The sequence below is a fragment of the Kitasatospora sp. NPDC058218 genome (genome assembly GCF_042882445.1).
Classification (GTDB): Bacteria; Actinomycetota; Actinomycetes; order Streptomycetales; family Streptomycetaceae; genus Kitasatospora.
This window is the reverse complement of sequence record NZ_JBHVWC010000075.1, coordinates 19645-45803: the sequence shown is the minus strand read 5'-3', so window position 1 is coordinate 45803 and position 26159 is coordinate 19645. Positions and strand designations below refer to the sequence as shown.

Sequence of the window (26159 nt, the reverse complement as noted above, 5' to 3'; positions counted from 1 at the left end):
GGGGGGGTGCGCCCCGGGGGGGGCTGGGCCCCGGCCGGCCCCCCCGCCCCCGGCCCGTCCACTCCCACCCCCCGCACAACCGTCCCCCGCGGCCTTGGAACGCCCGCCCCCGCCGGCACCCCGGGGCCGGCGACCGGCGCCCGTGCGGGTACGGCAGTTCCGGGGTTCGGAGCCCCGCCATCCGGACACCCCCGCCGCCGACCCCCTGCCGAACGTGGTCTGAGCAGGGGGAATGCCGATCGGTATCATGCCGATGGGGGCATGTCATTCGGGTGAAGGGGGAAGTCGGTTGGCAGGCGAGGAGGGGACAGCGGTCGGGCTGCGGTTCGCGGTGCTCGGGCCGCTGCGGGGGTGGCAGGGCGAGGTGGAGCTGTCGCTCGGGTCGCCGCAGCAGCAGAGCCTGCTGCTCGCCCTGCTGTTCCGGTCGGGCCGGCACGTCTCGGGGGCCCAACTGATCGACGACCTGTGGGGCGACGAGCCGCCCGCCAGGGCCACCGGGGTCGTCCGGACGTACGTGCACCGGCTGCGGCGGGTGCTCGGGGCGGAGGCGCTGACCTCGGTCGGCGGCGGGTACCTGCTCGCGGTCGGCGGCGGCCTCGACACCGCGCGGTGCGAGTCGCTGCTGACCGAGGCGCGGGCCCGGCGCGCGGACGGGCACCACCCCGAGGCCGCCGCCGCACTGCGCGCGGCGCTGGCGCTGTGGCGCGGCGAGCCGATGTCCGGGCTGCCCGGTCCCTACGCACAGCGCCAACGCCGGGAGTGGGACGAACGGCGGCTCACCGTCACGGAGTTGTGCCTGGAGGCGGAGGTCGACGGCGGCCGGTCGACCGAGTCGGTCGCCGAGCTGAGCGCGGTCGTCGAGGAACACCCGCTGCGCGAGCGGCTCTCGGAGCTGCTGATGCTCGCGCTCTTCCGCTCCGGCCGGCAGGCCGAGGCGCTCGCGGTGTACCGGGCGGCGGACCGCCGGCTCCGCACCGAGCTGGGCGTGGGCGCCGGGCCGGGCCTGCGCGACCTGCACGGCCGGATCCTCGCGGCGGACGGGAGCCTGGCGGCGCCACCGGGGCGGACGGTCCTTCTCCTGCCCCCGGAGCCGACCGCCCCGCCGGCCGCCGGGCCGGACCCGACATCCACCGTCGTTCCGGCCCAACTCCCGGCCGCAGCAGCCGACTTCACCGGCCGACAGGCGGAGGCCGAGGTATTGCGCGCCGCCCTGCGCGAGCCCGGCAGCGTGCCCGTGGCGGCCGTCGCCGGCATGGGCGGGGTCGGCAAGACCGCGCTCGCCGTCCACGTCGCGCACAGCCTCGCCGCCGAGTTTCCGGACGGCCAGCTCTACCTCGATCTGCACGGCGCGGACGGCCGCCCGACCCGACCCGAGGAGGCGCTGGCGGTCTTCCTGCGCTCCTTCGGCGTCGTCGGGGAGGCGATCCCGGCGGGTCTCGCCGAACGGTCGGCCCGCTACCGCTCACTGCTCTCCGGCCGCCGCGTGCTCGTCCTGCTCGACAACGCGCGCGACGCCGAGCAGATCCGGCCGCTGCTGCCGGGCAGTGCGGGCTGCTCCGTCCTGGTCACCAGCCGGACCCGGCTCGGGGCGCTGCCCAACGCCCGCTTCGCCGAACTTCCGGTCCTCCCGGCCGAGGAGGCGGTCACCCTGCTGACCAGGGTGGTCGGCGCCGAGCGGGTGGCGGCCGAGGAGGAGGCGGCCCGCGAACTCGTCCGGCTCTGCGGCCAACTGCCTCTGGCGGTACGGATCCTGGCCGCCCGGCTGGCCTGCCGCCCGGGCTGGACCATCGCCCGGCTGCTGGCGAAGCTCACCGGCGACCGGTACCGGCTGGACGCGCTGCGCAGCGGGGACCTCGCCGTCGAGTCCTCCTTCCGGTTCGGCTACGACCAGCTGGACTCCGAACAGGCCCGCGCCTTCCGGCTGCTGGCCGTCCCGGAGGTGCCCGACCTGTCGCCGGCGGCGGTCGCCGCCGTGCTCGACCTGCCCGAACCGGCCGCCGTGGAGCTCGCCGAGTGCCTGGTGGACTGCTCGATGCTGGAGATCTCGGCGCGCCCCGACCACTACCGCTACCACGACCTGCTGCGGGCCTTCGCCCAGCGGGTCGGCCAGGACGACGGCCAGGGCAGCGGCCAGGGCCACGGTCGAGACACCAGCCGCGACGACACCAGCCGCGACGACAGCAGCCGCGACGGCGGCGGCCCGGCGGCGGGCTCCGGCGAGGCGTGGGATGCCGCCGAGACGGTGGGCGCCCTGACCCGGCTGGCGGACCACTACCACGCGCGGGTGTCGGCCGCGCTCGGGACGTCGGCGGCACGGTCGGCGCTCGCCGTCGGGGAGTACCTGGGCGTCGGCGCGCTGGTGAGCCAGTGCGCCAAGCTCCCGGGCCGCCCCGCCGGAGCCGCCGGGGCCCTCGACCGGCTCGCCGAACTGCTGCTGGGCTGCTGCCTGCTGGCCGACTCCGGCCATGCCACCCGGCCGCTCGGCCACGCCGCCAACGCCCTGCTGCGCGCCGCCCTGGAACGGGGCGACCGGACGGCGGAGGCCCGGGCCCGCCTGGTGCTCGGCCGACTGCTGACCGAGGTCGGCTCCGCGCCCTCGGCGCTCGCCGAGCTGCTCCGGGCCCGGGACCTGTGCACCACGCACGGGCTGCCGCAGCCGCTGCTCGCGCTCGCGCACGGCTCACTGGCCGCCTGCTTCGTCCAGATCGGCCGCCCCGACGAGGCGGTGACCGGGTTCTCGGCCGCGGCCTCGGTCTGGGAGCGGGCCGGCGACCGGCGCGCGCTGGCCGCCGAACTTCTCAACCTGGCGGGGGCGTTCACCCGGCAGGGCCGGTTCGACGCGGCGAACCGGGTGGTCGACCAGTCGCTGCTGGTCAGCCATCAACTGGCCGACCGCGAGCTGGAGTCACGCGCCCGGGACTCGCTCGGGACGATCGCCCACGACCGCGGCGAGCACGACCAGGCGGTCGCCCACCAGCGGGCCGCGCTCGCCCTGACCGACCCGCACGACCACCGCCGCACCGGCCGCATCCTGCTGCGGCTCGGCGAGTCGCTGCGCGCGGCCCGGCGCGGTGCGGAGGCGGTCGAGGCGGCGGGCCGCGCGGTCGACGCGTTGACCCTGGACGGCGACCACCGGGGCCGCGGTCTGGCCCTGGCCGCGCTCGGCGACGCCCTCGCGGACCGCCGCTTCGGTGGGCCTGGCCCGACCGGCGACCTGGCCCGGGCCCGCTCCTGCTGGGCGGAGGCCCACGGCATCCTGGCCCCGATCGGCTCCCCCGAGGCCGAGCGCCTGCTGCCCCTGCTCGGCGGCGGCCACCCCGCCGGCCCGGCCCGGCAGCGCTGGCCCTCCTGGCTCCCGACCTGAGCCGACGGCCGCCCCCCGGTCACGGGACCGGGGGGCGGCGATCAGGCGGCGGTGACCGTCCAGATCTGCTCGGGCGAGCCGTCGCAGGGGCGGATGGCGGCGGGCCCGGAGGAGCCTGCGGCGTACAGGCAGCGCGACGAGTCCTTGGAGATGTAGATCATGTAGCCCCCGGCCACCGGCACGAACGACCAGATCTGGTTCGGACTGTTGGACGGTGAGCGCCACAGCTGTGCGCGGGAGGTCGTCTCGTCCAGGGTCAGCACCTTCGTGTCCTGGGTGGCGCCGTTGGACAGGAGGCGCCCGCCGCCCTGGTTCGGGCCCAGTGTCCAGAGGGCGGCGGGGCTGCCGTCGTCGCGGGCCATGACGACGGGGTTCCCGTCCTGGTCGAGCGCCCCCTGGTCGTACAGCACCGACCCGCCGTTGCTCAGCCGGGCGCGCGGCGGCAGCGGGGCGACGGGCTCCGTCGGCGGCTTGAAGGGCGGGGTGGTGTACTTCGGCGGAGGGGTGTAGATCGGCGGGGGAGCCGCCGTGTAGGCCGGGGTGGGCGAGAACGAGGGCGGCGGTGTCGTGCGGTAGGCGGGCGGGGGCGGGGGAGCCGCCGTGTAGGCCGGGGCGGGGGCCGGGTCGCCGGGCGACGGCGAGGCCGCCCCGGGCGGTGCGGGCGGCGCGCCGGTCGACGGTCGCGTGGGGGCGTTCGATGCGCCGCCCTGGGCGTCGGGGGTGCCCGGCACCCCTCCCCCGCTGCCGGCCCCGGGTCCGCTTCCGACCACCGGGGCGCCCGGGCTCGGGACCACCGGGGCGCCCGGCGTGGTCGGTGCGGGCGGTCCGGAGGCCGTGGCGGCGCCGGGCGAAGACGGCGCGCCCGACTCGGGAGCCTGGCCGGCGGTGGCGGAGAGCGGGATGGCCAGGCCCGGCGCGGGTTTCGGCGCCTCGCCGGCGGCCGATCCGCCGTCGGCGGCGGTGCCGTCCCCGTGGAGGCGCAGCGCGGTGGCCGCACCGGCGGTGATCACGCAGCAGAGCAGGACCGCCCCCGCCGCGATCAGGGTCCGTCGGCGGCGGCCGCCGAGGGCCGCCCGCCACCTGCCCGGGGGGCGGTGCGTGACCGTGGTCGCCCCGGTGCCGACCACCGGGCGCGCCGCGGACACGACCACCGCGTGCCCCGCGGTGCCCACCGCCGGGCCCTCGACCGGTTCGCCGTCGAGGACGGCCCGGATGGCCGCCGCCATGGTGGCGGCGTCCGGCCAGCGCTCGGCCGGGTCCTTCGCCATCGCCCGTTCGACCAGGGCCCGGACCGGCGCCGGGACGTCCGCCGGCAGGGGTGGCGCGGGCTCGGTCAGGTGCTTGAGGATCACCTCCAGCGCGGTCTGCCCGTGGAACGGCAGCTGCCCGGACAGACACTCGTAGAGGACGACGCCGAGCGCGTACAGGTCGGCCGAGGCGCCGACCGTGCCGGTGGACGCCTGCTCCGGCGCCTGGTACGCGGCCGTGCCGAGCACCATCCCGGGCACGGTGAGCCGGGTGTCGCAGCCGGGGCGGGCGATGCCGAAGTCGGCGATGACCACGCGCTCCTCGCGGACCATCAGGTTGGCCGGCTTGATGTCCCGGTGGACGACGCCGGCCCCGTGCGCGGTCTGGAGCGCCGCCAGCACCTGGAGGGCCATCCCGAGCGTCTCCTCGGTGGTGAGCAGACCCCGCCGTTCCAGGATCTTGCTCAGTGGCTCGCCGTCGATCAGCTCCATGACCAGGTACGCGATCGGGCGACCGGTGTTCCCCCAGGCCGTGGTCCAGGACTGGCCGCCGTCCGTGCGGCCGGAGCCGAAGTCGTGCACGCCGACGATGCCCGGGTGCCGCAGCCGGGCCATCACCCGGGCCTCCTCGTGGAAGCGCTCCGCGAAGCCGGGTTCGTCCAGCAGCGCGGGCTTCAGGACCTTGACGGCCACGCGGCGGCCGAGCACCTCGTCCTCGGCGAGCCAGACGTCGCCCATCGAGCCACCGCCGAGCCACTCGTCCAGCCGATAGCGGTCCCCGAGCGTGGTCCCACGCATGATCCTCCCCGACCCCGTTCGTCATCGCGCCCGCCGCCATGGGCCCAGGCCGGGCCCTCGGTCGCGTCCACGACCCTCTCACCTGCGAATAAACGCTGACTTGCCGAACGCTACCGGGCCCGCCGGCCCACCTCTCCCCCGGGGGTTCATACGGCCGACGACCCGTCAACGCCCCTGTTGACGACTCGTCCACACCGTGTACACCGCCGCCCGGTGACATGGGCCGCAGGCCGGTTCAAGGGGAGCCGCCCGAGAGGAGAACTCCGAGATGATCACCCGTCGTACGGCCGCCGCCGTCGCCCTGACCGCCGCGACCGTCGTGTCCGGGCTGACCTTCGGCGCCGGGACCGCGAACGCGGCCGAGCCGCTGCCGTCCAGCGGCACCGACTACCGGATCTCCAGCCACGCGGGCGGCGCCCTCCAGTGGGACAGCCGGAACGCCGGCTCCAACGTGGTGGTCCGCGACTGGAACGAGTCCTCCGCCCAGCAGGTCTGGTCGGTCAAGGACGAGGGCAACGGCGCCTGGTCGGTCAAGGTGCCCGGCACCAACAACGCGGTCGACCGCGACCGGGGCAGGAACACCGTCGGCGCCTGGAACTACGTCGGCGCGGACAACCAGAAGTGGTGGCTGGAGAACACCTCGATGGGCAACGGCCGGGCCTGGCTGCTGCACAGCGTCTCGGACAACAACCTCTGCCTGGCCCGCGGCGCGGACCTGAACGCCAAGGTCGCCGCCTGCAACGCCGGGGACCCGGCGCAGTCCTGGAACCTCGACCGCGCCACCACCCCGCCGACCACCGGCCGCCCGACCATCGACCTGGACTACTCGCAGGCCCCGGACCTCGGCCCGTGGCTGGAGCAGCAGAAGCAGACCGTCGCGGGCTACTACCCGACGATCTCCGACCTGCTCACCAAGGGGGCCTTCGGCGCCCCCGCCCACTTCAAGATCATCTTCGATCCGACCCTCAAGGACTACCCCGCCTACGCCACGGTCCGCAACGGCGTGAAGGAGGTCCACGTCAACATCGACTACACCCGGGGCAACCGGAACGACACCGGCTTCCTGGTGCACGAGGCCGTGCACGTCGCGGTCTGGGACAACCCGACCACCCGCCCGAGCTGGCTGAGCGAGGGCCTGGCGGACTGGGTGCGCAACTACAACTTCCAGCCGGGCACCGGCGCCCAGCACTTCGGTTCGGACGTCAACTACAACAGCGGCTACCAGGCGACCGCCCGGTTCATCGACCACGTCTCGAAGACCTACAACAAGCCCGACCTGGCGCACCTGCTGAACACCACGAACTACAGCGAGCAGATCTGGGTCCAGCTCACCGGCAAGAGCGCCCAGCAGCTGTGGAACGAGATGCCCAAGTAGGCCGCACCCCACCGACGGCCCGGCACCCGCACGGCGCCGGGCCGCAGGCGCAGCCGCGCCGACGCCCATCGACAACAGGAGAAACCCCGTGTCCCACCCCTCCAGCCGCACGCTCCGCCGCCGGCTCCGCACCCGGTCGGCGGGCCTGGCGCTCGCCGTCTCCGCGATATCCGTCAGCGGCCTCACCCTGCTCGCCGCGCCGGCGAACGCCGCGACGGCGGACGTGGTCGAGCAGATGGTCACGATCCAGGACCACCAGAACCACCACGCGCTGGCCAGCGCCGACGCGGAGGGCTCCCGGATCATCGCCCGCAACTACCGGGACGCCTCCACCTCGTTCTGGATCTCCAACAAGCCGGGCGGCCGGGTGGACTTCGTCCGCAACGTCAACGGCACCGAGCGCGTGCTGGAGATGGACACCAACGACGGCCGGTCCACCCAGTTCATCCACTGGTGGGCGGGCGACAACCAGCAGTGGACCCTGGAGTCCGCCGCCGAGGGCGGCACCTACCTCCACAACGCCCGCGACAACCGCTGCCTGACGTACCACGGCCTCGACCGGGAGGTCACCGTCGAGAACTGTGACGGCAGCATGTCCCAGCGGTTCGACCTGAGCGGGCCGGGTACCGGCACGGGCACCTCCGTCGAGCAGCGCTTCCTCGATCGGCTCAACGCCGTGCGCGCCCAGAACGGCAGGCCGGCGGTGCGGCTCAACCAGACGCTCGCCCAGGCCGCCAAGTGCAACGCCGACCAGATGGACCAGCGTCACGCCTCGGGCCACTTCTGCGACTCGGGGAACATCGCGCGGGGCCTCGGCTACACCTGGCGGGCGTTCGGCGAGATCGCCTTCTACGGACCCACCGACGTCGACGCCGCCGTCGACGGCTGGATCAGGTCGCCCCTCCACCTGGGCATCATGCTCGACAACTACACCGAGGTCGGTCTGGCCCGGACGGGCACGGCCTCCTGGAACGCCGACTTCGCCACCCGCTGACGGCGGCGGGACAGCGGCGGAACGCACCGGAACGGCCGGGCCGACAGGGGCACACCCCTGTCGGCCCGGCCGTCCGTGCCCGTGGCCGTCCGCGTGGCCGCCCACCAGCCGGGCGACCGGCCGCTCGCCCTGCTGTCGGACGGGTGACGGGCATAGCCTGGACCCAGAGCCGGGCGCGAGGCCGGACGCCGGTCCGGACGCGGCGCCCGGTGGGAGCACCGGGTCGCCCCGCGATGCCGCCCCGCAGTCAGGAGGAGCCGGCCATGAGAAATCCCGTCGTGGTGGGTGTCGCCGCCTCGCAGTCGAGCGTGGAGGCCGTGGACTGGGCGTCGGACGAGGCCTGGTTGCGGGAGGCCCCGCTCCGCCTGGTCCACGCCTGGTTCGGCGAGGCCGCCCACGCTCCCGCGGGTCAGCAGACCCGACTCAGCCAGGAGGCCGGCGCCGGTCTGCTGGACGCGGCGCGCGAGCAGGTCCGGCTCCGGCACCCCGGGCTCGACGTCGCCACCGAGCTGGTGGACGACCACCCGCGGCAGGCCCTGGCCGCGGCGGCCGGGAGCGCGCTGCTCCTGGTCCTCGGCGCGCGGGGCTCGGGGGGCTTCCCCCGTCTGCTGCTCGGCTCGACCAGCCTCCAGGCCGCCGCCCACGCCGCCTGCCCGGTCATCGTGGTGCACCCCGCCGAGGCCGGTTCGGACGGCGGCGTGCTGGTGGGCGTCCAGGGCAGGGGGCACGACGACGAGGTCCTCGACTACGCCTTCGACTCCGCGCGACGGCGCAACCTCCCGCTGCTCGCCGTCCACGCCTGGGCCTATCCACTGGTCGCCGGCCCCGCGCACGACCTCCCGCTGGTCTACGAGGAGGCGGACATCGCCGACGAGCACGAGCGGCTGCTGGCCGAGGTGCTGGCCGGCCGACGTGAACGGTTCCCGGAGGTCACCGTCACGGCGACCACCGTACGTTCCAACCCGGCCCGGGAGCTGGTCGCCGGGTCACAGACGCAGCGGCTGGTCGTCGTCGGCCGGCACGGCGAGCCGCGCGGCCCGCTCGGCAGGCTCGGCTCGACCAGCCAGGCGGTCGTCCGGCACGCGGGCTGCCCGGTCGTCGTCGTGCCGGGCTGAGCCCCGGCGCCGGATCCGGTGGAGGAACCATGACGTCCGCCAGCAGCAACCGCCCGATCGTCCTCGGCGTGGACGCCCTCGCCCCGGAGGCCACGCCGGTGGCCTGGGCCGCCGACGAGGCGGACCGCAGCGGTCGCCCGCTGCGGCTGGTCCACGCCCTGCCGCCGACGTCCCAGGACCGGCACGCCCTCGGGGCGGAGCAGTACCGCGAGGAGCTGCGCGAGCGCGGCCACCGCGCGCTGGACGAGGCCGCCGCCCTCGCCCGCCGGCGGCACCCGGACCTGTCGGTGACCACGGCCGTCGCGGAGGACATCGCCGCCCCGGCGCTCTGCCGGGAGTCCGTGCACGCCGCGCTCGTCGTCCTCGGCTCGCGCCGGCTGAACCGGCTGGAGGAGGTGCTGAGCGCCTCCTCGGTGACCGTCCCGGTGAGCGCCCAGGCCCACTGCCCGGTGGTCGTCGTCCGCGAACCGGAACACGCCACCCGGGAGGAGCCGGAGGAGCCGTACGTCGTGGTCGGCGTGGACGGCAGCCCGTCGTCCGCGGCGGCGGTGGAGTTCGCCTTCGACCTCGCCACCCGGCACCGGGCCGCGCTGCGCGCCGTCCGGGTCCGGCGGTCTCGCCTGACCGCCCAGGTCGACGAGGAGACGGCCGTCCAGGAGCTGCGTCGACTGCTCGACGAGGCCACGGCCGGCCGCCGGACGGCGTACCCCGACATCACGCTCACCCCCGCCGTGCTCCGCGGCCACCCCGTCGAGGAACTCGCCAGGGCCTCCGAGCACGCGATCGGCGTCGTGGTGGGGCGCCGCGGGCGCGGCGGGTTCACCGGCATGCGGCTCGGGTCCGTCCCGCACGGGCTGCTGCACCGCGCCCACTGCCCGGTGGTCACCGTGCCCGCTCCCCCTGACGGCGGGCACTGAGCCGGGAGGCTCGACGGGTCAGGCGGGTCAGACGGGTCAGACGGGTCAGGCGGGTCGGACGGGTCAGGCGGGTCAGGCGGCAGGGTCCGGCCGACCGTCACCGAGGGCGGTCGACGCCTCGCCGAGCGCCTGCTCCAGCGTGTCGGTCCGCCGCTGCCAGCGGGCGAGCGCCGTCCGGAGCGCGTCACCGGTGGCGAACCCGTCGAGGGCGGTCACCGCGGAGCCGCCCGAGCGCGTGCCGAGCGCACGGATCGCGGCGCTCTCCTCGGCGAGTCCGGTCAGCACCGACCTCAGTGGCGCGAGACTCTCCGGCGAGCCGGCGCCCTCGTCGTTCTTCGGCGGGCCACCCACCACTGATCACTCCTCCATCGTCGATGATTCGATCAAGTCGGTTGACCGGCAGAGTCCTTGACGATTCGTCACCCTCTGCCCAGCCATCTCCTGCCACCGCCCTGACGCCGTCGGCCAGGGGTGACAACTCCAGTGACGGGAAGCGCGCGGCGCGGGAGTCGGAGCGACCGGCTCGAAGCCCGCCACCCCCGGCGGGCCCGTCCCCACGAGGACCGATCCGCCCGACCTGCCCGCTGGCATCGCCACGCGCCCCCTACCCTGTTTTTCACTGGCCGCCGAAACGGCCCCGAACGAACCGCCGGGGCTGGGATTTCGGCACGGTACGCCGTCCGGTCGTCGACCCTGGTGGCGAACCGTTTCCTCGCCGCTGACGCTATGCCCCGGCGGCGCCGCGTCCGGCCGGTCCTGACGCCTCTCTGACACCCCACCCGGGGATCTTGACGCACCGTTGGCGCCGGCGTTCAGGCTTGCGGCAATCCGGTGACCGGCCCCCGCACCTCGGCCCGGAGGCAGGCCGAGGCCCCCGGGGCCGCCCGTCCGCCACAGTCGGACGAGGGCCTCGGGGGCCGTCGGGGTTGACCCGGCGCCGGTGGCACGCGGCACCGGGTGGGTCATCGGGTCACCGGCAAGGGTCGCCGGCCACCGGTCATCAGCTCGGCTTGCGGCCGTGGTTGGCCTTCTTCTTCCGCCGGGCCTTCTTCTTGCGGGCACGCTTGGACATGTCGTTCTTTCCGGAGCAGCGAAGGGGTGGTTCAGGCAGCCTGGCCGACGAGCTGGTCGGCCAGCTTGGCGAGGCGCCTCTGCGAGCGCTCCTCCTGGGCGACCGCGGCCGTCGGGGCGAGTTCGCCGCCGTCGTAGTACTCGCCGTTGAGCAGCGGCACCTGCGGCAGGCACAGGCGCACCACGGCGGCCGCACCCTCGGCCGCCGGCCCGCCGACCCGGCCGTACAGCGGGAGCAGTGCGGTGTCGCACAGGCCCGGGTTGAGGCTCACGGCGGTGATGCCGGAGCCGACCGGCGCCATGTCGGCGGTGGCCATGGTGAGCGCGAGCTGGGACTGCGCGTAGGCCGCGACCCGGGAGTAGCGCTTCGCCCGGTGCGGGTCGGACCAGTTCATCGAGGCCGTGCGGTGCAGGGACGAGGAGACGTTGACGATCCGGGCGTCCCCGGCGGCCGAGAGCGGGGCGCGCAGCAGCTTGGCGAGCAGGTGCGCGGCAAGGAAGTTGACCTGGAGCGAGACCTCGTTGCCGTCGTCGGTCAGGGTGCACCGCTCGGGCGCCATCACGGCGGCGTTGTTGACCAGGAGGTCCAGCGCCGGGTAGTGCTTCACCACCGCGCCGGCCAGCACCGCGACCTCCGAGAGGTGGGTGAAGTCGGCAGCCAGTTCGACGAGTTGGCCACGCCGGGCGCCGGCGGCGACCAGCCGGTCGACGGCCTCCCCGGCCTCGGCGGCGGTGCGGGCGTGCACCAGGACGGTGGCCCCGAGCCCGGCCAGCAGGCGGGCGCTCTCCCAGCCGATACCGGAGGAGGCGCCGGTGACCAGGGCGATGCGGGCGCCCCCGGCCGAAGGCTGGGAGAAGGCGGACAGAACAGCGTCGGACATGACCCATCCAAGGGTGGCGGGCACCACCAGGGTGCCGAACGGCATGCCGGAGCACACCCCAGGGGCCGGTGGTGCGGAGAAGGGTGGAACGGTGAAAGGCGCGTCCGCCTGCCCCCCACGAAGAGGCGGGGCAGGCGGACCGCAGGACGCGGCACGGACCGGCGGCGGAGCGGAGGGGCTCGGACCTACCGGGCGGCGGCGGTGACCGCGACAGCGACGGCGACGCCCCGCGGCCGCGTATGCGGCGGGCGGTCGTGATGGCGTGTCGAGCGGTTCATGTCCCTCATCCAACGCCGCCCCACAACGCCGGGCAAGCCCGGCCCGCCGACCCTGACGAGCCCCTGACGGCTCCCTGACGGGCCTTTGGCGCCACGGTCGGACGCACCCGGCCGGAGCCCGGCGGCCCGGCCGCGGACCACGACGCGCCCCGCGTCCGAGGTGCCCCGGGCCGACGCGCTCACCCGACGTGGACGCGGGGGCGGCGGCTGCGGTCCGGCTCGGCCTCGCGCAGCACCTCGCGGGTGACCGGCGCGACCTCGCCGTGGCCGAACAGGAAGAACCGCAGGAACTGCGCGAACGGGTTGCCCTCCGTCCACTCGAAGTAGATGTGCGGCTGCTGTCCCGTCCGGTCCCGGACCTGGATCAGCAGCGCCGCCAGGGCGTTCGGCACGCTGGAGCTCTCCAGCGTGAGCACCCGGTAGCGGTCGTGCAGCACCTCGCCGTGGACCGTCAGCACGGTCTCGAACTCCGACGCGTCGAGCACCGTGACCTCGACGAAGACCAGGTCGTCCTCCGGCGGGATGTCGTTGTCCGCCCGGATCTGCCGCTTCTTCTCCTGGTACTCCGCCAGGTCCCGGCTGTTCGGCTCGTTGGCGATCAGCCGCAGCGGCCGGTGCGTGTAGTCGCGGACGAACCGCTCGGCGGCCTCGTCGAACACGACGTCCGTGACCCGCAGTTCGAAGGCCCGCTTGAGCCGGGAGAGCAGCGACACCAGGATGATGGCGGCGATGAAGCAGGCACCGATCTTCACGCCGTCCGGCCGCTCGTCGATGTTGATCGCCGTGGTGTAGACGAAGACCGCCGCGATCATCGCGAAACCGATGGTCCAGTTGCGCTGCCGGGCCTTGTGCGCGGCGATGGTGACGGCGATCGCGGCCGAGGTGATCAGCACCAGCACGCCGGTGGCGTACGCGCCGCCCTGGGCGTCCACGCTCGCGTCGAAGATCCAGGTCACCAGGAAGGCGATCAGGGTGAGCACGATGACCATCGGCCGCACCGCCCGCGCCCACTGCGGCGCCATGCCGTAGCGCGGCAGGTAGCGGGGCAGCAGGTTGAGCATGCCCGCCATCGCCGAGGCGCCGGCGAACCAGAGGATGAGGATCGTGGAGAGGTCGTAGACGCTGCCGAAGGTGTTGCCCAGGTACTCGTGCGCCAGATAGGCGAGGGCCCGGCCGTTGGCCGCCCCGCCGGGCTCGAACGCCGCCTTGGGGATCAGCAGGGTGGTGATGAAACTGGTGGTGATCAGGAAGACGCTCATGATCAGCGCCGCCGTGGTCAGCAGCTTCCTCGCTCCCCGGATCCGGCCGGTCGGCCGCTCCTCGGTGTCCTCCGGGTCGCCCTCGATGTGCGGCATCACCGCGACGCCGGTCTCGAAGCCGGACAGGCCGAGCGCGAGCTTGGGGAACGTGATCAGCGCGACGCCGACCATCGCGACCACGTTGCCGTGCTCGGCGGTCAGCGCGTCCGACCAGTCGGTGACCAGGTGCGGGGACTGCAGGACCTCCCAGAGCCCGGTGGCGACGACGACCACGTTCAGCGTGAGGTAGATCGCGACGAGCACCACGGCCAGGCCGATCGCCTCGCTGAACCCCTTCAGGAAGACCCCGCCCAGCAGCGCGACCAGGACCAGCGTGATCAGCACCTGCCGGCCGCCGAGAGCGCCGCTCAGGTGTGGATTCTCCACCAGGTGCGCGGTGGCATCAGCCGCCGACAGCGTGATGGTGATCATGAAGTCGGTGGCGGCGAAGCCCAGCAACGCCAGGACGAACAGCTTGCCCTTCCAGAACGACAGCAGCCGCTCCAGCATCGCGATCGAACCCTCGCCGTGCGGGGACTCCTGCGCCACCCGCCGGTACACCGGCAGCGCGCCGAACAGCGTGACCAGCACCAGCACGATCGTCGCCACCGGGGACAGCAGGCCGGCCGCCAGCGCGGCGATGCCCGGCTGGTAGCCGAGCGTCGAGAAGTAGTCCAGACCGGTCAGGCACATCACCCGCCACCAGCGGGCGCCCTTGTCCTCGACGGGCGCCTGCACGTGCGGCCCGGGGTACTGCTTGGCCTTGTCGGCCAGGCCCTCCAGCAACCACGCACGCAAGCGCCGCCGTCCCGACGGCACGGCTCCCGGATCGGCTGAACCCGACGAAACCACGCCGCACCCCTGTCCACAGATTCGCACCGCCCAGCCGTCAGGGCGACGGCAAAGCGACAGGGTATGCGCCTCGGACGATCAGACCGCGCAACGCCGAAGCGATGTCGCCGCAATGGCGGAACACTCTCCTCCGGCCGCAGGCACGCCGAGTGGTCCGACTCCCCCGGGCTCCGAGCCGCCGGACGCCGGCACCGCTCCGCCCCAAGCACCGCTCCGCCCCGGGTACGGCTCCGGCGCGGTGCGGCACCGGAAAGCAGAATATGAGCACGACTCATGTCAATGATTCGCCCGTGGAACACCGGATGCGGCACAGTGGCCCCATGAGCGCGGACACGAGGAGTCACCGGGTGGCCGGGCAGAACAGCGGGCCGGGCCGGCGGCGGCCGGTGCAGCAGCGCAGCCAGGAGCGCTACCAGCGGCTCCTGGACGCCTGCGCGGGGCTGCTCGACGAGGTCGGCGCCACCGCGCTCACCACCAAGGAGGTCGCGCACCGCGCCCAGGTGCCGATCGGCACGCTGTACCAGTTCTTCGCCGGCAAGGAGGACCTGCTGGCCGCGCTCGCCGGCCGCAACCTCGACCACTACCTGGAGCGCCTCGACCACCGGCTGCTCACGGAGGCACCGGCCGGCACCGCCGGGTTCACCGACCTCGCGGTGGACGAGTTCGTCGCGATGAAGCGGGCGGTGCCCGGTTTCGGCCAGGTGGACTTCGGGCTGGCCGGCGCGGCCGTGCCCGCCGGGGTGCGGGACGACCGGCACCTGCTCGACACCGACCTCGACAACAACACCGCCGTCGCGCTGCGCCTGCAGGCCCTCGGCGGCGAACTCTTCGCGACGGCGGACCCGGCGGCGCTCACGCTCGCCCTGCGGGTGTCCCTGGAGGCGGCGGACGCGGTGCTCAAGCTCGCCTTCCGCAGCGCCCCCGACGGCGACCCGGCGCTGATCGCCGAGTGCAAACGACTGGTCCGCTGCTACCTCGCCGAGCAGCTCGGCCCCCGCCGACCGACCCGCTGACCGGCCGACGGACGGCCCACGGACGGCCCGACGGAGGGCGGCAGGCCCCGCGGCAACGCCCTGGGCACGGCGGCCCGCCCCGGCGAGACCGCGCGGCCACGCCGTTGCGGGCCCGCCCCGGCCGCAGCACAGTGGAAGCAGAACGGCCGCCGGCGCGGCCATCACTACCCGAGGAGCAGACCATGCACGCAGCGGTAGGTGACCAGCTCCACATCCACAGCAGGTCGGTGGGCATGGTCGACCAGAAGGGCGAGATCATCGAGGTGCGCGGCGCGGAGGGCGAGCCGCCGTACATGGTCCGCTTCGAGGACGGCCACACGGGCCTGATCTACCCCGGCCCCGACTGCAACATCGAACGCCGCGAGGCGCTCCGCTGACCCATCCGGCCGCCACCCCGGGCCCGACCGGCACGGGGTGGTGAGTCACGTGTCCGAGCCCGCCCTGCCCGGCCCGCTCGCCGGGCTGGCACCCCTGCTCGACCAGTACGGCTACCCGGCCGTGGCTCTGTTCGTCCTGCTCGACAACTGCGGCATCCCCGCTCCCGGCCAGACCATCCTGGTGCTGGCCGCCGTCTACGCCGGCACCGGGCACCTCAGCTTCGCCGGCGTGGTCGCGATCGCCTTCGGGGCCGCGGTCCTCGGCAACAGCCTCGGCTACCTGATCGGCAGCACCGGCGGTCGCGCCTTCGTCCACCGGTGGGGCCGCTACGTGCTGCTCACCCCGGCCCGGATGCGTCGCGCCGACGAGTTCTTCGCCCGGCACGGCGGCAAGGTCGTCACCGTCGCGCGCTTCGTGGACGGACTGCGCCAGACCAACGGCATCATCGCCGGCACCACCGAGATGCCCTGGCGGCGGTTCCAGCCGTTCAACGTGCTCGGCGCGGCGCTCTGGGTGGGTGTCTGGTCCACCTTCGGCTATCTGGCCGGGGCCAACGTCGGCGCGGTGTACCGGACGGCCATCCGGTACCAGCTGTGGCTGCTGATCGCCCTCGGCGTGCTCTGCGCGGCGCTCGCCGTCCGGCAGTTGCTGCGCCACCGGCGGCGGCGCCACGAGCACGCCGACCGGGCCGGCGACGGCTCCTGACCACCGCCGGGCCCGCCGCGCCACCCCCTCAGCCGAGCGGGAACACCTCGAACGGGACGGCGAACCGCGTGCCGAGCCGGCTGCCGAAGCCCCGGCCGAAGCCCTCCAGGAACTCCCGGGGGTCGGCCATCGCACCACCCAGTCCGGCCAGGTACGCCTTGTGCTCGGCCAGCGACTCGACGCCCTTGTCGAAGTGCTCGGTGGTGTCCACCGCGTGCCGCGCCTCGGGCGAGGCGACCGCCCAGACCGCCCGCACCCCGCCCCACGGCTCGTACCCCTCGGCCACCAGCTCGCGGAACACCCAGCGGTTGGCGGCGTCCCGGACGGCGTCGAGGGTGGCCCGGCCGACCGCGATGTGGTCGGCCTGGTTGAGGAACGTCCCGCCGTACGTCTCACGGAAGTTGCTGGTGATGACGATGTCCGGGCGGTGGCGGCGGACGGCCCGGGCGATGTCGCGGCGCAACGCGAGCCCGTACTCCAGCACGCCGTCCGGGTGGCCCAGGAACTCGACGGTGTCGACGCCGACCACGGCGGCGGAGGCGATCTGCTCGGCCTCGCGCAGCGGGCCGCACTCCTCGGGGCTCATCGTGTCGATGCCGGCCTCACCGCTGGTGACCATCACATAGACCACCTTCTTGCCCCGGGCCGTCCAGCGGGCGACGGCGGCGGCCCCGCCGTACTCCATGTCGTCGGGGTGGGCGACGACCGCCAGCGCGGTCTGCCAGTCCTCGTCCACGGGCTCGAACGGCTCGGGTGCCTGCTGGTCGCTCATGGTGGTGCCGCCTCTCGGGGTCGCGCTCTGCACAGTCGTACGGCCGACCGCACGTTGGTCGTACGGTCGTACCGCTGGCGACTCTAGAAGATCATCGGGCCGATCGACCGTCAGACACCGCCCCCACCACGGCTGCTTGCCCCTGACGCGCGGGTCAGGGGTTACCGTCCCGGCACCCGCAGCGGGACGGCCCGCTGCCCCGGCTCCACCGGAGAACCGCGATGCCCCTGCCCACGACCGCCCGCGAGGTCCGACTGACCGCCGCCCCGGCCGGGCTGCCCGCCCCGGAGCACTTCGCCCTCGTCGAGACCCCGCTGCCCGCGCCCGGCCCCGGGCAGGTCCTGGTGCGCAACCGCGCCTTCCTGGTCTTCCCCGGCCTGCGCACGCTGATCGGCGGCGAGCTGGCCGGCCTCCCGCTGCCGCCGATCCGGCCGGGCCAGGCGCTGTTCGGCCCGGCGCTCGGCGAGGTGCTCGCCGCCCCGGCGGACGGCCCGCTGCGACCCGGCGACCTGGTCACCCACCTGCACGGCTGGCGGGACCACGCGGTGGGCGACAGCGCGGACTTCACCCCGGTGGACGGCTCGCTGCCGGACCCGGTCGCCCTCCTCTCCCCCGGCTCCGCCGGGTACGGCGGGCTGACCCGGTCGGCCGGGGTGCGCGCGGGCGACGTCGTGCTGGTGACCGGCGCGGCGGGCGCGGTCGGCACGGTGGCCGGGCAGGTCGCCCGGCTGCTGGGAGCCGCGCGGGTGATCGGCACCACCGGCTCGCCGGCCAAGGCGGCCCGGCTGACGGCGGAACTCGGCTACGACGCGGTGCTGGTCCGCGGCGCCGGGCCGATCCGCGAGCAGCTGGCCGAGGCCGCGCCGGACGGCATCGACGTGCTGCTGGACACCGTCGGAGGTGACCAGCTCACCGCCGCCGTCGACGCGGCCCGGCCGGGCGCGCGGTTCGCCCTGGTCGGGGCGCTGGCCGGACAGCTGGCACCGGACCGCCTCGGCGGCAGCTCCCCGGCGGTGGTCGACACCTTCCGGCTGCTCAGCCAGGGCGTCACCGTGCGCGGGTTCCGCGGCCAGGACCACCCCGATCTGGAGGCGCAGTGGCGGCGGCAGTTCGGCGACTGGCTGCGCGCCGGGCGGATCACCTTCCCGTGGACGGCGGTGGCGGGTCTCGACCGGGCCCCGCAGGCCTTGCCCCAGCTGATCGGAGGCCGTACCTTCGGGGCCACGATCGTCGAGGTCTGAGGAACGTCGGCACCTGGGGAGTGCCGTCGAGGCAGCGGTGCCCGCTCCACCGGAACGACCGCGGGGCGGGGCGGCGACGGCACGAGCCGGGGAGAGCGGGAGGCCGGATGCGGATCGGCGACGCGGCGGCAGCGGCGGGCACCACGCCCCGGGCGCTCCGCTTCTACGAGCAGCGCGGGCTGCTGCCGCCACCGGCGCGGACGGCGGCCGGCCAGCGCGAGTACGGGCCGGCGGAGGTGGCCCGGGTGCGGGCGATCCGCGAGCTGCTGGCGCTCGGCCTCACCGTCGAGGACCTGCGCAGCCGCGCCCACCGGCTCCATCTGCTGACCGAGGACGAGCCGCGCATCTGCGACTCCGCCGACGGCTCGGGACCGGAGGCCTTCGTCCCGGTGGTCGACCGGCGGCTGGCCGCCCTGGATGCCGAGATCGCCCGGCTGACCGCACTGCGCGACAACCTCGCCCGGCAGGCCCGGCGGACGTCCACCGGCCCCGTCCCGGTGGACCAGGAGCCGGGGCCGACCTGCCGGACGTCGCCCGGCAGGGCCTCGGCTCGCTAGGGCCGCGCGCCGGCGCTCTCCCGGAGCCACCCGCGGAGGCCGGCGTCGACGCCACTCGGCCGGTCGGCGAACTCGGCCGAGGTGCCGAGGAGTTCGGCCGACCTTCCCGGTAGCTACCGCCGAACGGCGCGTCCGGCACCGGCCGCGCCGGGTCGTCGACCTCCGTCGGCCCCGCACGTGAGCGCATCCCCGCATGATCGTGAGCCGCCATTCGGACACAGTGCAGAGCTTTCTCTGCAGAGAGACCTATGCAGAGGGGTCTCTGCATCCTACGATGGCGACATGACCGAACACCCGGACCATCCGAACCACCCGGACCCGGCGGACCGCCCGGAGCAGCCGGCCCCGACCGCCCGTCCGCTCCGCCGGCTCGACGCGCGCAGTCTGCGCGGGCTGGCCCACCCGCTGCGGATGCAGATCTTCGAGCTGCTGAACCTGGACGGCCCCGCCACCGCCACCCTGCTCGCCGAGCGGCTCGGCGAGAACACCGGCACCGTCAGCTGGCACCTGCGCCACCTCGCCGAGCACGGCTTCATCGAGGAGGAGACCGGGCGCGGCACCAAGCGCGAGCGCTGGTGGCGGCGGGTCCCCGTCCGCAACGACCTGAACACCGCCGAGTTCCGCGACGACCCCGACAGCCGGGGCGCGGTCTCGCTCTACACCAACCAGTTGGTGCAGCAGTACTTCAACCGGGTCACCTCGTACCTCACTGAGGACTGGGAGGGTGACTGGCGCAACGTCGGCACCATCGCGGACTGGACCAACCTCCGCCTGACGGCAGATCAACTCAAGTCACTCAACGATGAGTTGGCGGAAGTCATCCATCGCCATACCCCCACCCCGGGCGCCGATCCCGACCCGGACGCACTGCCGGTCGTGGTGCAGCTCCAGGCGTTCCCCCGCAAGACGCGCGGTGCCGAATGAGCCGCGACGCCCGCGGCGGGCTGCTCCGCCGCAACCGTGACTTCCGGCTGCTGTTCACCGGCGAGGTCGCCGGCCGGTTCGGCGGCGCCCTCACCAACCTGTCGTTACCGCTCATCGCCGTCGGCGCCCTGCACGCCACCGCCTTCGAGGCCGCCGTGGTGGTCGCCGCGAAGTGGGTGCCGTGGCTGCTGATCGGCCTGCCGGCCGGCGCCTGGGTCGACCGGATGCGCCGACGGACGGTCATGCTCGTCTCGACCGCCGTCTCCCTCCTGCTCTACCTCACCGTCCCCGCCGCCGCGGCGTTCGGCCTCCTCACCATCGGCCAGCTCCTCGCGGTCGCCGCGGCCGCCGGCGCCGCCGAGGTCTTCTTCCAGACCGCGTACACCGCCTACCTCCCCACCCTCGTCGCCGAACCGGACCGCGCCGAGGGGAACGCCGCCCTGCACGGCAGCGCCTCCGCCGCCCAGATCGTCGGCCTGGGCGCCGGCGGCGCCGTCGCCCAGGCCTTCGGCCCGGTCAACAGTCTGCTGGTGAACACCGCCACCTTCCTCCTCTCCCTCTGCTCCACCGTCGCCATCCGCACCCGCGAGCCCGCACCCCGCCCGCGCGACGGCCGGGGCGACAGCCCGAGCCTGCGGCGCGAGGTCGCCGAGGGCCTGCGCCTGATCACCCACGACGTCTGGCTGCGCACCTTCGCCGTCAACGGGGCCCTGGCCAACCTGGCCCTGATGGCCTACCAGTCGATCCAGGTCGTCTTCCTGGTCGAACGGGGCCACCTCTCCGACGGCGCGATCGGCGCGGTCGTCGGCGCCGCCGGTGCCGGCGGCGTCCTCGGCGCGGCGCTGGCCCGCCGGGTGGGAGCCGCGATCGGCACCGCCCGCGCCATGCTGCTGTTCCAGTTCTGGGTGCCGATGCTGGCCCTGCTCATCCCGCTGACCACGCCGGGTGCCGGGGTCGTCTGCTACGTCATCGGCGGCTTCGCCGTCTCGGCGGGCGTCGTCGCCGGGAACGTCATCCGGGCCACCTTCCAGCAGCGCCACGTCCCCGCCCGGGTGCTCGGCCGGATCAGCGCGAGCAGTTCCTTCCTGAACTACGGCACCATCCCCCTCGGCGCCCTCGCCAGCGGCGCGACCGCCTCCGCCCTCGGCGTCCTGCCCGCGATGTGGCTGGCCACCGCCGCCGTCCCGCTCGCCGCCGTCGTGCTCTGGCTGTCCCCGCTGCGCCGGCTGCGCGACCTCCCCGACACCTCGTCCCTCCTGACCGTGTCGACCGCCTCCCCCACCACGGTCGGCAGCCCCTGACGACCGGACGACCCGGCGCCCCGGCCGGTGCCGCGGCCGGGGCGGGCGGCACTCCGGCACGCGGACGGACACCTGCGCGACGGCGCGCCCGCCGCACCCGGTGGCCCGCCGGGCGCACCCCGAGGAACCACCGACGCACGGCACGCGCCCCCACCCGCCGGCTCCGGGCCCTCCCCGCCCCGGAGCCGTAGGTTTCTCCCGTGACACGGAGCTCACGAGCCGGCCGGCTCGCACCCCCCAGCTGGCTCACCGCGGGCCTGCGCCCGCAGCGCGCGCCGATCCCCTGGGCGGCCGTCGCCCGCGCCGGCGTCGCCCTCTCCGCACCGCTCGCCGTCGGCCTGGCCACCGGGCGGCCCGAGTACGGCGCCCTCGTCTCGATGGGCGCACTCTCCGGCGTCATCGGCGACACCGCCGACGCCTACCGAATGCGGGTCTACAACATCGCCGTCCCCCAGCTCTTCGGCGCCGTCGGCGTCCTGCTCGGCACCCTGGTGTACGGGGAGGGCTGGCTCGCCGTCGTCGTGCTCACCCTGATCGCGCTGGTCTCCGGCATGATCTCCTCCATCGGCGCGGTGGCCTCGGTCTCGGGGCTGCTGCTCCTGCTCAACGCCGTCGTCGGCGCCGGCCTGCCGATGCCCGCGCCCTGGTGGAAGCCGCCGCTGCTGCTCCTCCTCGGCGGCCTGCTGGTGCTCGCCCTCACCCTCTTCGCCTGGCCGCTGCGCGGCGGCGTCCCGGAGCGGGCGGCGGTCGCCGACACGTACCGGACCGTCGCCGACTTCCTCCGGGCCGCGGGCACCCCCGCCCACGACGAGCGGCGCCTCGCCGTCACCCAGTCGCTCAACCGGTCCTACGACCTGCTGCTCGCCCACCGCACCCGCCGGCACGGCCGCTCCCCGGGCCTCACCCGGCTGCTCGCCCAGCTCAACGCCGTGATCCCGGTCGTGGAGGCCGCCTCGGCGGCCAAGCTGCGCCCGGCCTCGCTCGGCCCGCTGCCGGACGCCTACCAGGCGGCGGCCCGGGCGCTGGCCGACACCGTCGAACGGGGACACCCCGGCGAGCCCCACGCACTCGACCTGCCGGTGCCGACCGGCCCTTCGGAGCGGGCCGTCGACCAGGCGCTGCGCTACGCGGCCGACGTCGCCGGCGAGCCCGCGCCCGACCCGTTCGGCGGGACCGACCGGCTCGGGCGCCCCGCCGCCCTCGGCGTCCGGGCCCGTCGCACGACCCGGGCCGCCCTGTTGTCCGGGGCGTCCTGGCGGTACGGCCTGCGGCTGGCGCTCTGCATCGGCCTCGCCCAGACCCTGGTCTCGGTGATCGCGGTGCCCCGCTCGTACTGGGTCGCCCTCACCGTCACCTTCGTCATGAAACCGGACTTCGGATCGGTCTTCTCACGCGCCGTGCTGCGGGCGCTCGGCACGGCGGTCGGCCTGCTGATCGCCATCCCGGTCCTCGCCGAGGTGCCGCGCGGGTGGTGGGACGTGCCGACGATCGCCGTGCTCGCGATGCTGATCCCGGCGTTCTCCGCGAAGGGCTACGCCTTCCAGACCGCCGCCATCACGCCGGTCATCCTGCTCCTCTCCGATCTGCTCAACCACCAGGGCTTCCGGCTGGTGGCCCCCCGGCTCTACGACTCACTGATCGGCTGCGGGGTCTCGCTGATCGCCGGCTACCTGCTCTGGCTGGAGTCCTGGCACACCCGGATCGGCGACCGCCTCGCGGACGCGGCGGCGGACACGGCGGCCTACGTCGCGCTGGCCTTCGACCCGGAGCCCGGCCGGGACCAGTCGGCCCGGCTCCGCCACCGGCGCAGGCTCTACCGCGACCTGTCCGCCGTGCGGTCGGAGTTCCAGCGCGCGCTCACCGAGCCGCCGCCCACCGGGGCGCGGGCCGCCGCGTGGTGGCCGCTGGTCATCGCCGTCGAGCGGGTCGTGGAGGCCACCACCGCCACCCGGGTCCGGATCGACCACGGGGTGGCCGCGCCGCCCGCCGCCGAGGTCGCCGCCATCACCCGTGAACTGGAAGAGCTCGCCGCGACCCTGCGCGCCGGGGCCGCGGAGCCGGCCTCGCCAGGTCCACCCGCCCCCGCGGAGGAGCCTGCCCCGGAGGACGGCGACGAGGACGGGGTCCTGGCGCCGCTGCGCCACGAGGTGCGGGCGGCGCGGGCGATCGCCGCCCCGGGCCCGCGCTGAGCGCCCGGTCCGGCCGGCCCCGGGCTCAGTCCTGGATCCGCTGCCAGGGCCGGTCGGCCTCCAGGGCGAACGCCAGCTCCAGCAGCACCCGTTCCCGACCGTGCGCGGCCGACAGGTGCACCCCGACCGGCAGCCCGTTCCCGGCCGACTCGGCGGGCAGCGAGATCCCCGGACCGCCCGTCACGTTGTTCACCGGGGTGAAGGCCACGTAGCGGCCCAGCCGCTCCAGCAGCTCGTCGAACGCCACGTTCGGGCTCAAGTGCCCGATCGGCGGCGCCACATGGGCCAGCACCGGCGAGAGGATCACGTCGTGCTCGCGGAACAGCCCGCCGTAGGCCGCCTCCGCCTGGCGCAGCCGGCGCAGCACACCGGGCGTGCGGAGGAACTCGCGGTGGAAGCGCCGCCGCAGACCGGTGGTCAGGCCGTCCAGCTTCCCGGCCCGGAAGCCCGGGTCCAGCAGCAGGCGGCCGGTCGAGGCGATCATGAAGGCGATACAGCCCCAGTAGAGCGTGAAGTCGCGGGAGAAGTCCTCGCCGAACGGCAGCGTCGCCGGTGTGACCTTGTGCCCCATCGCCTCCAGCCGGGCCGCCGTCCGCTCGACCGCCTGCCGGGTCGGCCCGTCGGTGACGGCGAGCGGGGAGTCCACCACCAGCCCGATCCGCAACGGCTGGTCACCGGGCCCCTCCACCAGTCCCAGCGGGGGCAGCGCCGGGTTGCGGTGGTGGAGTTCGGCGGCGGCGAAGAAGGCGGCCGTGTCCCGGACGGAGCGCGTCACCACGCCGTCCGTGACCAGGTCGATCGGCAGCCGTCGGCCCTGGTCGTTGGGCACCAGCCGGCCGCGCGTCGGCTTCAGGCCGACCAGGCCGCAGCAGGCCGCCGGGATCCGGATCGAGCCGCCGCCGTCGTTGGCGTGGGCGATCGGCACGACGCCGGCCGCCACCAGCGCGGCCGCCCCGCCGGAGGACGCCCCCGGCGAGTGCGAGGTCCGCCACGGATTGCGCACCGGCCTGGCCTCGGCGAACTCGGTCGAGGCGTTGAGGCCGAACTCCGGCATCCTGGTCTTGCCCAGCACCGCCAGACCGGTGCTCAGGAACTGTTCGGCGAAGCCGGCGTCGCGCCGCGCGGGCTTGGCGCGGAACGCCGAACTGCCCTGCCCGGTGGGCATCCCCCGCAGGTCCACGTTGTCCTTGAGGTAACTCGGGACCCCGTACAGCGGGGCGCCCTCGCCGGCCGGCGCGGTGCGCGGCCGCCCGTAGGACGCGAACGCGACGGGCGCCAGCGCCGCGTCGACCCGCTCGGCGCGCGCCGCCGCGGCGGCGGCCAGTTCACCGGGAGCGACCTCGCCGGCCCGTATCAGCCCCGCCAGCGCGACCGCGTCGTGCTCCCCCAGCGCGTCGTCCCCGAACGCGTGGACCCGCTCCTCGGCCATCCGAACTCCCCATCCCTACCGGTCGGTAATACCGCGAGAGTTCCGCAGTCTAGGCGCGCGCCGCCCGCCCGGACACCCCACCGGACGGCCGGGCGGCCGAGCCGCGGCCCCGCGCGCCGAACCCGCCCGGGGCGTACGGGCGTTCGCCTCGCCCCCTGCGAAACCGACCGCACGCCCCGACCTCACGCGCCGACCGACCTCCGCGCCGACCCCGCCCGCACGACCTGCACGACCTGCACGACCTGAACGGCTGCGCGGGGCACCCCCGGGGCTCCCGCCCCTCCCGCCAACCCCCAAGTACCCTGAGGTGCCCCGGAACAGCCCGTGGCACCTCCACAGCGGACCCTCCCCCGAAGGCGGTCGTCATGGCCCGACTCCCGGTCGCCGTCCTCGGCGAGTGCGTCGCCGACGCGTTCGCCGACTCCTCCGCCGAGCGGCGCCCCGGCGAACTGGCGCTGCGCGTCCTGCCCGGTGGCGGCCCCGCCAACACCGCCGTCGCGCTGGCCCGGCTGGGCACCCCGACCCGCTTCCTCGGCCGGATCTCCACCGATCCCTTCGGCGACCTGTTCCGGCAGCACCTCGACGCGTCCGGCGTCGATCTCGCCGGCTGCGTGGCGGCGGCCGAGTCCAGCACCCTCGCCATCGCCACCGTCGACGAACTGGGCCAGGCCCGCTACTCGTTCCACGCCGAGGGCACCGCCGACTGGGCCTGGACGCCGGCCGAGCTCGCCGCCCTCCCGCTCGCCGGCGCGAGCTGCCTGCACACCGGCTCGCTCGCCCTGGTCCGCGAGCCCGGCGGCCCCCGCATCGAGGAGCTGCTCACCCGGGTGCCCGGCCGCCCGACCGTCTCGATCGACCCCAACGTGCGTCCGCTGCTGGTCGATCCGGCCGTCTACCGGTCCCGGCTCCCGCACTGGTGCGCAGCCGCCGACATCCTTCGGCTGAGCGCGGACGACCTCGACCTGCTGCTGCCCGGGGTCACCCCCGAACGCGCCTGCGACGCCTGGCACCTGGCCGGTGTCCGGCTGGTCGTGATCACCCTGGGCAGCCGGGGCGCGCTCGCCTCGCTGGACGGCGAGCGGCTGACCGTCGCCGCGCCCGAGACCGTCGTGGTCGACACCATCGGCGCGGGCGACGCCTTCACCGGCGGCCTGCTGCACCACCTCGGCGGGATCGGCCGCCTCGGCGGCCGGCTCGACGGGCTGACCACGGACGAGGTGCACGACGCCTGCCGCTTCGCCGCCCGGGTGGCCGCCCTGACCTGCTCGGTCGCCGGCCCCAACCCGCCCTGGCCGGCCGACCTCCGGCAGCCGCGCCACCCGGTCACCCCGTAACCCCGCCGCCCGTAGCTCCGCCGGCCCGTGGCCCGCCGGGCCGCCGGGCCGCCCCGAGTAGGCTCCGGAAGATCGGCCGTCCACCGACCGTCTGCCCACCGACCCTCGTCCGGCACACCGCGGTCC

General features: G+C 75.2%; 21 protein-coding genes. 14 read left to right on the top strand and 7 right to left on the bottom strand.

Features of this window, described 5'->3' with window-relative positions; genetic code table 11:
- The first annotated feature begins 289 nt into the window (after window positions 1-289).
- Window positions 290-3364, top strand: coding sequence for a BTAD domain-containing putative transcriptional regulator (locus ACFVYI_RS35980; protein ID WP_387893425.1), 3075 nt, complete (start codon window positions 290-292; stop codon window positions 3362-3364).
- Window positions 3365-3405: 41 nt separating this feature from the next.
- Here ACFVYI_RS35980 and ACFVYI_RS35975 read toward each other — a convergent pair whose 3' ends face one another.
- Window positions 3406-5409 carry a serine/threonine protein kinase gene (locus ACFVYI_RS35975; RefSeq protein WP_387893423.1) on the bottom strand — a complete coding sequence of 668 codons (2004 nt, stop codon included), beginning with the start codon at window positions 5407-5409 and terminating at the stop codon, window positions 3406-3408.
- Between the two features lie 268 nt (window positions 5410-5677).
- On the opposite strand from ACFVYI_RS35975, the gene ACFVYI_RS35970 reads away from it, so the two are divergent.
- From ACFVYI_RS35970 to ACFVYI_RS35955, 4 genes are all read left to right on the top strand, one after another.
- Window positions 5678-6784, top strand: a complete 1107-nt coding sequence (locus tag ACFVYI_RS35970; RefSeq protein ID WP_387893421.1) for a basic secretory protein-like protein — start codon at window positions 5678-5680, stop codon at window positions 6782-6784.
- A gap of 88 nt (window positions 6785-6872) precedes the next feature.
- A complete protein-coding gene (locus tag ACFVYI_RS35965; protein ID WP_387893419.1) occupies window positions 6873-7778 on the top strand; it encodes a CAP domain-containing protein in 906 nt (301 codons plus the stop codon).
- 263 nt (window positions 7779-8041) lie between these two features.
- Entirely contained in the window at window positions 8042-8893 is an 852-nt protein-coding gene (locus ACFVYI_RS35960) for a universal stress protein (RefSeq protein WP_387893418.1), read from the top strand.
- Between the two features lie 29 nt (window positions 8894-8922).
- Window positions 8923-9810, top strand: coding sequence for a universal stress protein (locus ACFVYI_RS35955; protein WP_387893416.1), 888 nt, complete (start codon window positions 8923-8925; stop codon window positions 9808-9810).
- A gap of 72 nt (window positions 9811-9882) precedes the next feature.
- On the opposite strand, the gene ACFVYI_RS35950 is transcribed toward ACFVYI_RS35955, so the two are convergent.
- The 4 genes from ACFVYI_RS35950 to ACFVYI_RS35935 form a co-directional block, all read right to left on the bottom strand.
- Window positions 9883-10161, bottom strand: coding sequence for a hypothetical protein (locus tag ACFVYI_RS35950; protein ID WP_387893415.1), 279 nt, complete (start codon window positions 10159-10161; stop codon window positions 9883-9885).
- Between the two features lie 649 nt (window positions 10162-10810).
- Window positions 10811-10882, bottom strand: coding sequence for a 50S ribosomal protein bL37 (locus ACFVYI_RS35945; protein ID WP_387893435.1), 72 nt, complete (start codon window positions 10880-10882; stop codon window positions 10811-10813).
- Between the two features lie 31 nt (window positions 10883-10913).
- Entirely contained in the window at window positions 10914-11762 is an 849-nt protein-coding gene (locus ACFVYI_RS35940; RefSeq protein WP_387893414.1) for an SDR family NAD(P)-dependent oxidoreductase, read from the bottom strand.
- Between the two features lie 457 nt (window positions 11763-12219).
- Window positions 12220-14190, bottom strand: coding sequence for an amino acid transporter (locus ACFVYI_RS35935; protein ID WP_387893412.1), 1971 nt, complete (start codon window positions 14188-14190; stop codon window positions 12220-12222).
- 320 nt (window positions 14191-14510) lie between these two features.
- On the opposite strand from ACFVYI_RS35935, the gene ACFVYI_RS35930 reads away from it, so the two are divergent.
- The 3 genes from ACFVYI_RS35930 (at window position 14511) to ACFVYI_RS35920 (ending at window position 16286) form a co-directional block, all read left to right on the top strand.
- The gene (locus ACFVYI_RS35930) at window positions 14511-15203 is read left to right on the top strand and encodes a TetR family transcriptional regulator (protein WP_387893410.1); all 693 of its coding nucleotides are present in this window, start codon (window positions 14511-14513) and stop codon (window positions 15201-15203) included.
- Window positions 15204-15385: 182 nt separating this feature from the next.
- A complete protein-coding gene (locus ACFVYI_RS35925; RefSeq protein ID WP_360625484.1) occupies window positions 15386-15580 on the top strand; it encodes a DUF1918 domain-containing protein in 195 nt (64 codons plus the stop codon).
- Window positions 15581-15629: 49 nt separating this feature from the next.
- Window positions 15630-16286 carry a DedA family protein gene (locus ACFVYI_RS35920; protein WP_387893408.1) on the top strand — a complete coding sequence of 219 codons (657 nt, stop codon included), beginning with the start codon at window positions 15630-15632 and terminating at the stop codon, window positions 16284-16286.
- Window positions 16287-16314: 28 nt separating this feature from the next.
- Here ACFVYI_RS35920 and ACFVYI_RS35915 read toward each other — a convergent pair whose 3' ends face one another.
- Entirely contained in the window at window positions 16315-17058 is a 744-nt protein-coding gene (locus ACFVYI_RS35915) for a PIG-L deacetylase family protein (protein ID WP_387893407.1), read from the bottom strand.
- 221 nt (window positions 17059-17279) lie between these two features.
- Between ACFVYI_RS35915 and ACFVYI_RS35910 the strand changes: the two genes are divergently transcribed.
- The 5 genes from ACFVYI_RS35910 to ACFVYI_RS35890 all read left to right on the top strand — a co-directional run bounded on the left by ACFVYI_RS35910 (window position 17280) and on the right by ACFVYI_RS35890 (window position 23270).
- Window positions 17280-18299, top strand: a complete 1020-nt coding sequence (locus tag ACFVYI_RS35910; RefSeq protein ID WP_387893405.1) for an MDR family NADP-dependent oxidoreductase — start codon at window positions 17280-17282, stop codon at window positions 18297-18299.
- A gap of 107 nt (window positions 18300-18406) precedes the next feature.
- On the top strand, window positions 18407-18856 hold the full coding sequence (locus tag ACFVYI_RS35905) for a MerR family transcriptional regulator (protein WP_387893404.1): 450 nt from the start codon (window positions 18407-18409) through the stop codon (window positions 18854-18856).
- Between the two features lie 282 nt (window positions 18857-19138).
- The gene (locus ACFVYI_RS35900) at window positions 19139-19780 is read left to right on the top strand and encodes an ArsR/SmtB family transcription factor (protein WP_387893402.1); all 642 of its coding nucleotides are present in this window, start codon (window positions 19139-19141) and stop codon (window positions 19778-19780) included.
- Window positions 19777-21081: an MFS transporter gene (locus ACFVYI_RS35895; RefSeq protein ID WP_387893400.1), complete on the top strand. Its 1305-nt coding sequence runs from the start codon at window positions 19777-19779 to the stop codon at window positions 21079-21081. Before ACFVYI_RS35900 ends, ACFVYI_RS35895 begins: the two co-directional genes overlap by 4 nt.
- Window positions 21082-21281: 200 nt before the next feature.
- Window positions 21282-23270, top strand: a complete 1989-nt coding sequence (locus ACFVYI_RS35890; protein WP_387893399.1) for an FUSC family protein — start codon at window positions 21282-21284, stop codon at window positions 23268-23270.
- A gap of 25 nt (window positions 23271-23295) precedes the next feature.
- Here ACFVYI_RS35890 and ACFVYI_RS35885 read toward each other — a convergent pair whose 3' ends face one another.
- Window positions 23296-24699 (bottom strand): amidase, encoded by a 1404-nt coding sequence (locus ACFVYI_RS35885; RefSeq protein ID WP_387893397.1) that lies wholly within the window; start codon window positions 24697-24699, stop codon window positions 23296-23298.
- Window positions 24700-25064: 365 nt separating this feature from the next.
- On the opposite strand from ACFVYI_RS35885, the gene ACFVYI_RS35880 reads away from it, so the two are divergent.
- The gene (locus ACFVYI_RS35880; RefSeq protein WP_387893395.1) at window positions 25065-26033 is read left to right on the top strand and encodes a carbohydrate kinase; all 969 of its coding nucleotides are present in this window, start codon (window positions 25065-25067) and stop codon (window positions 26031-26033) included.
- Window positions 26034-26159: the final 126 nt, after the last annotated feature.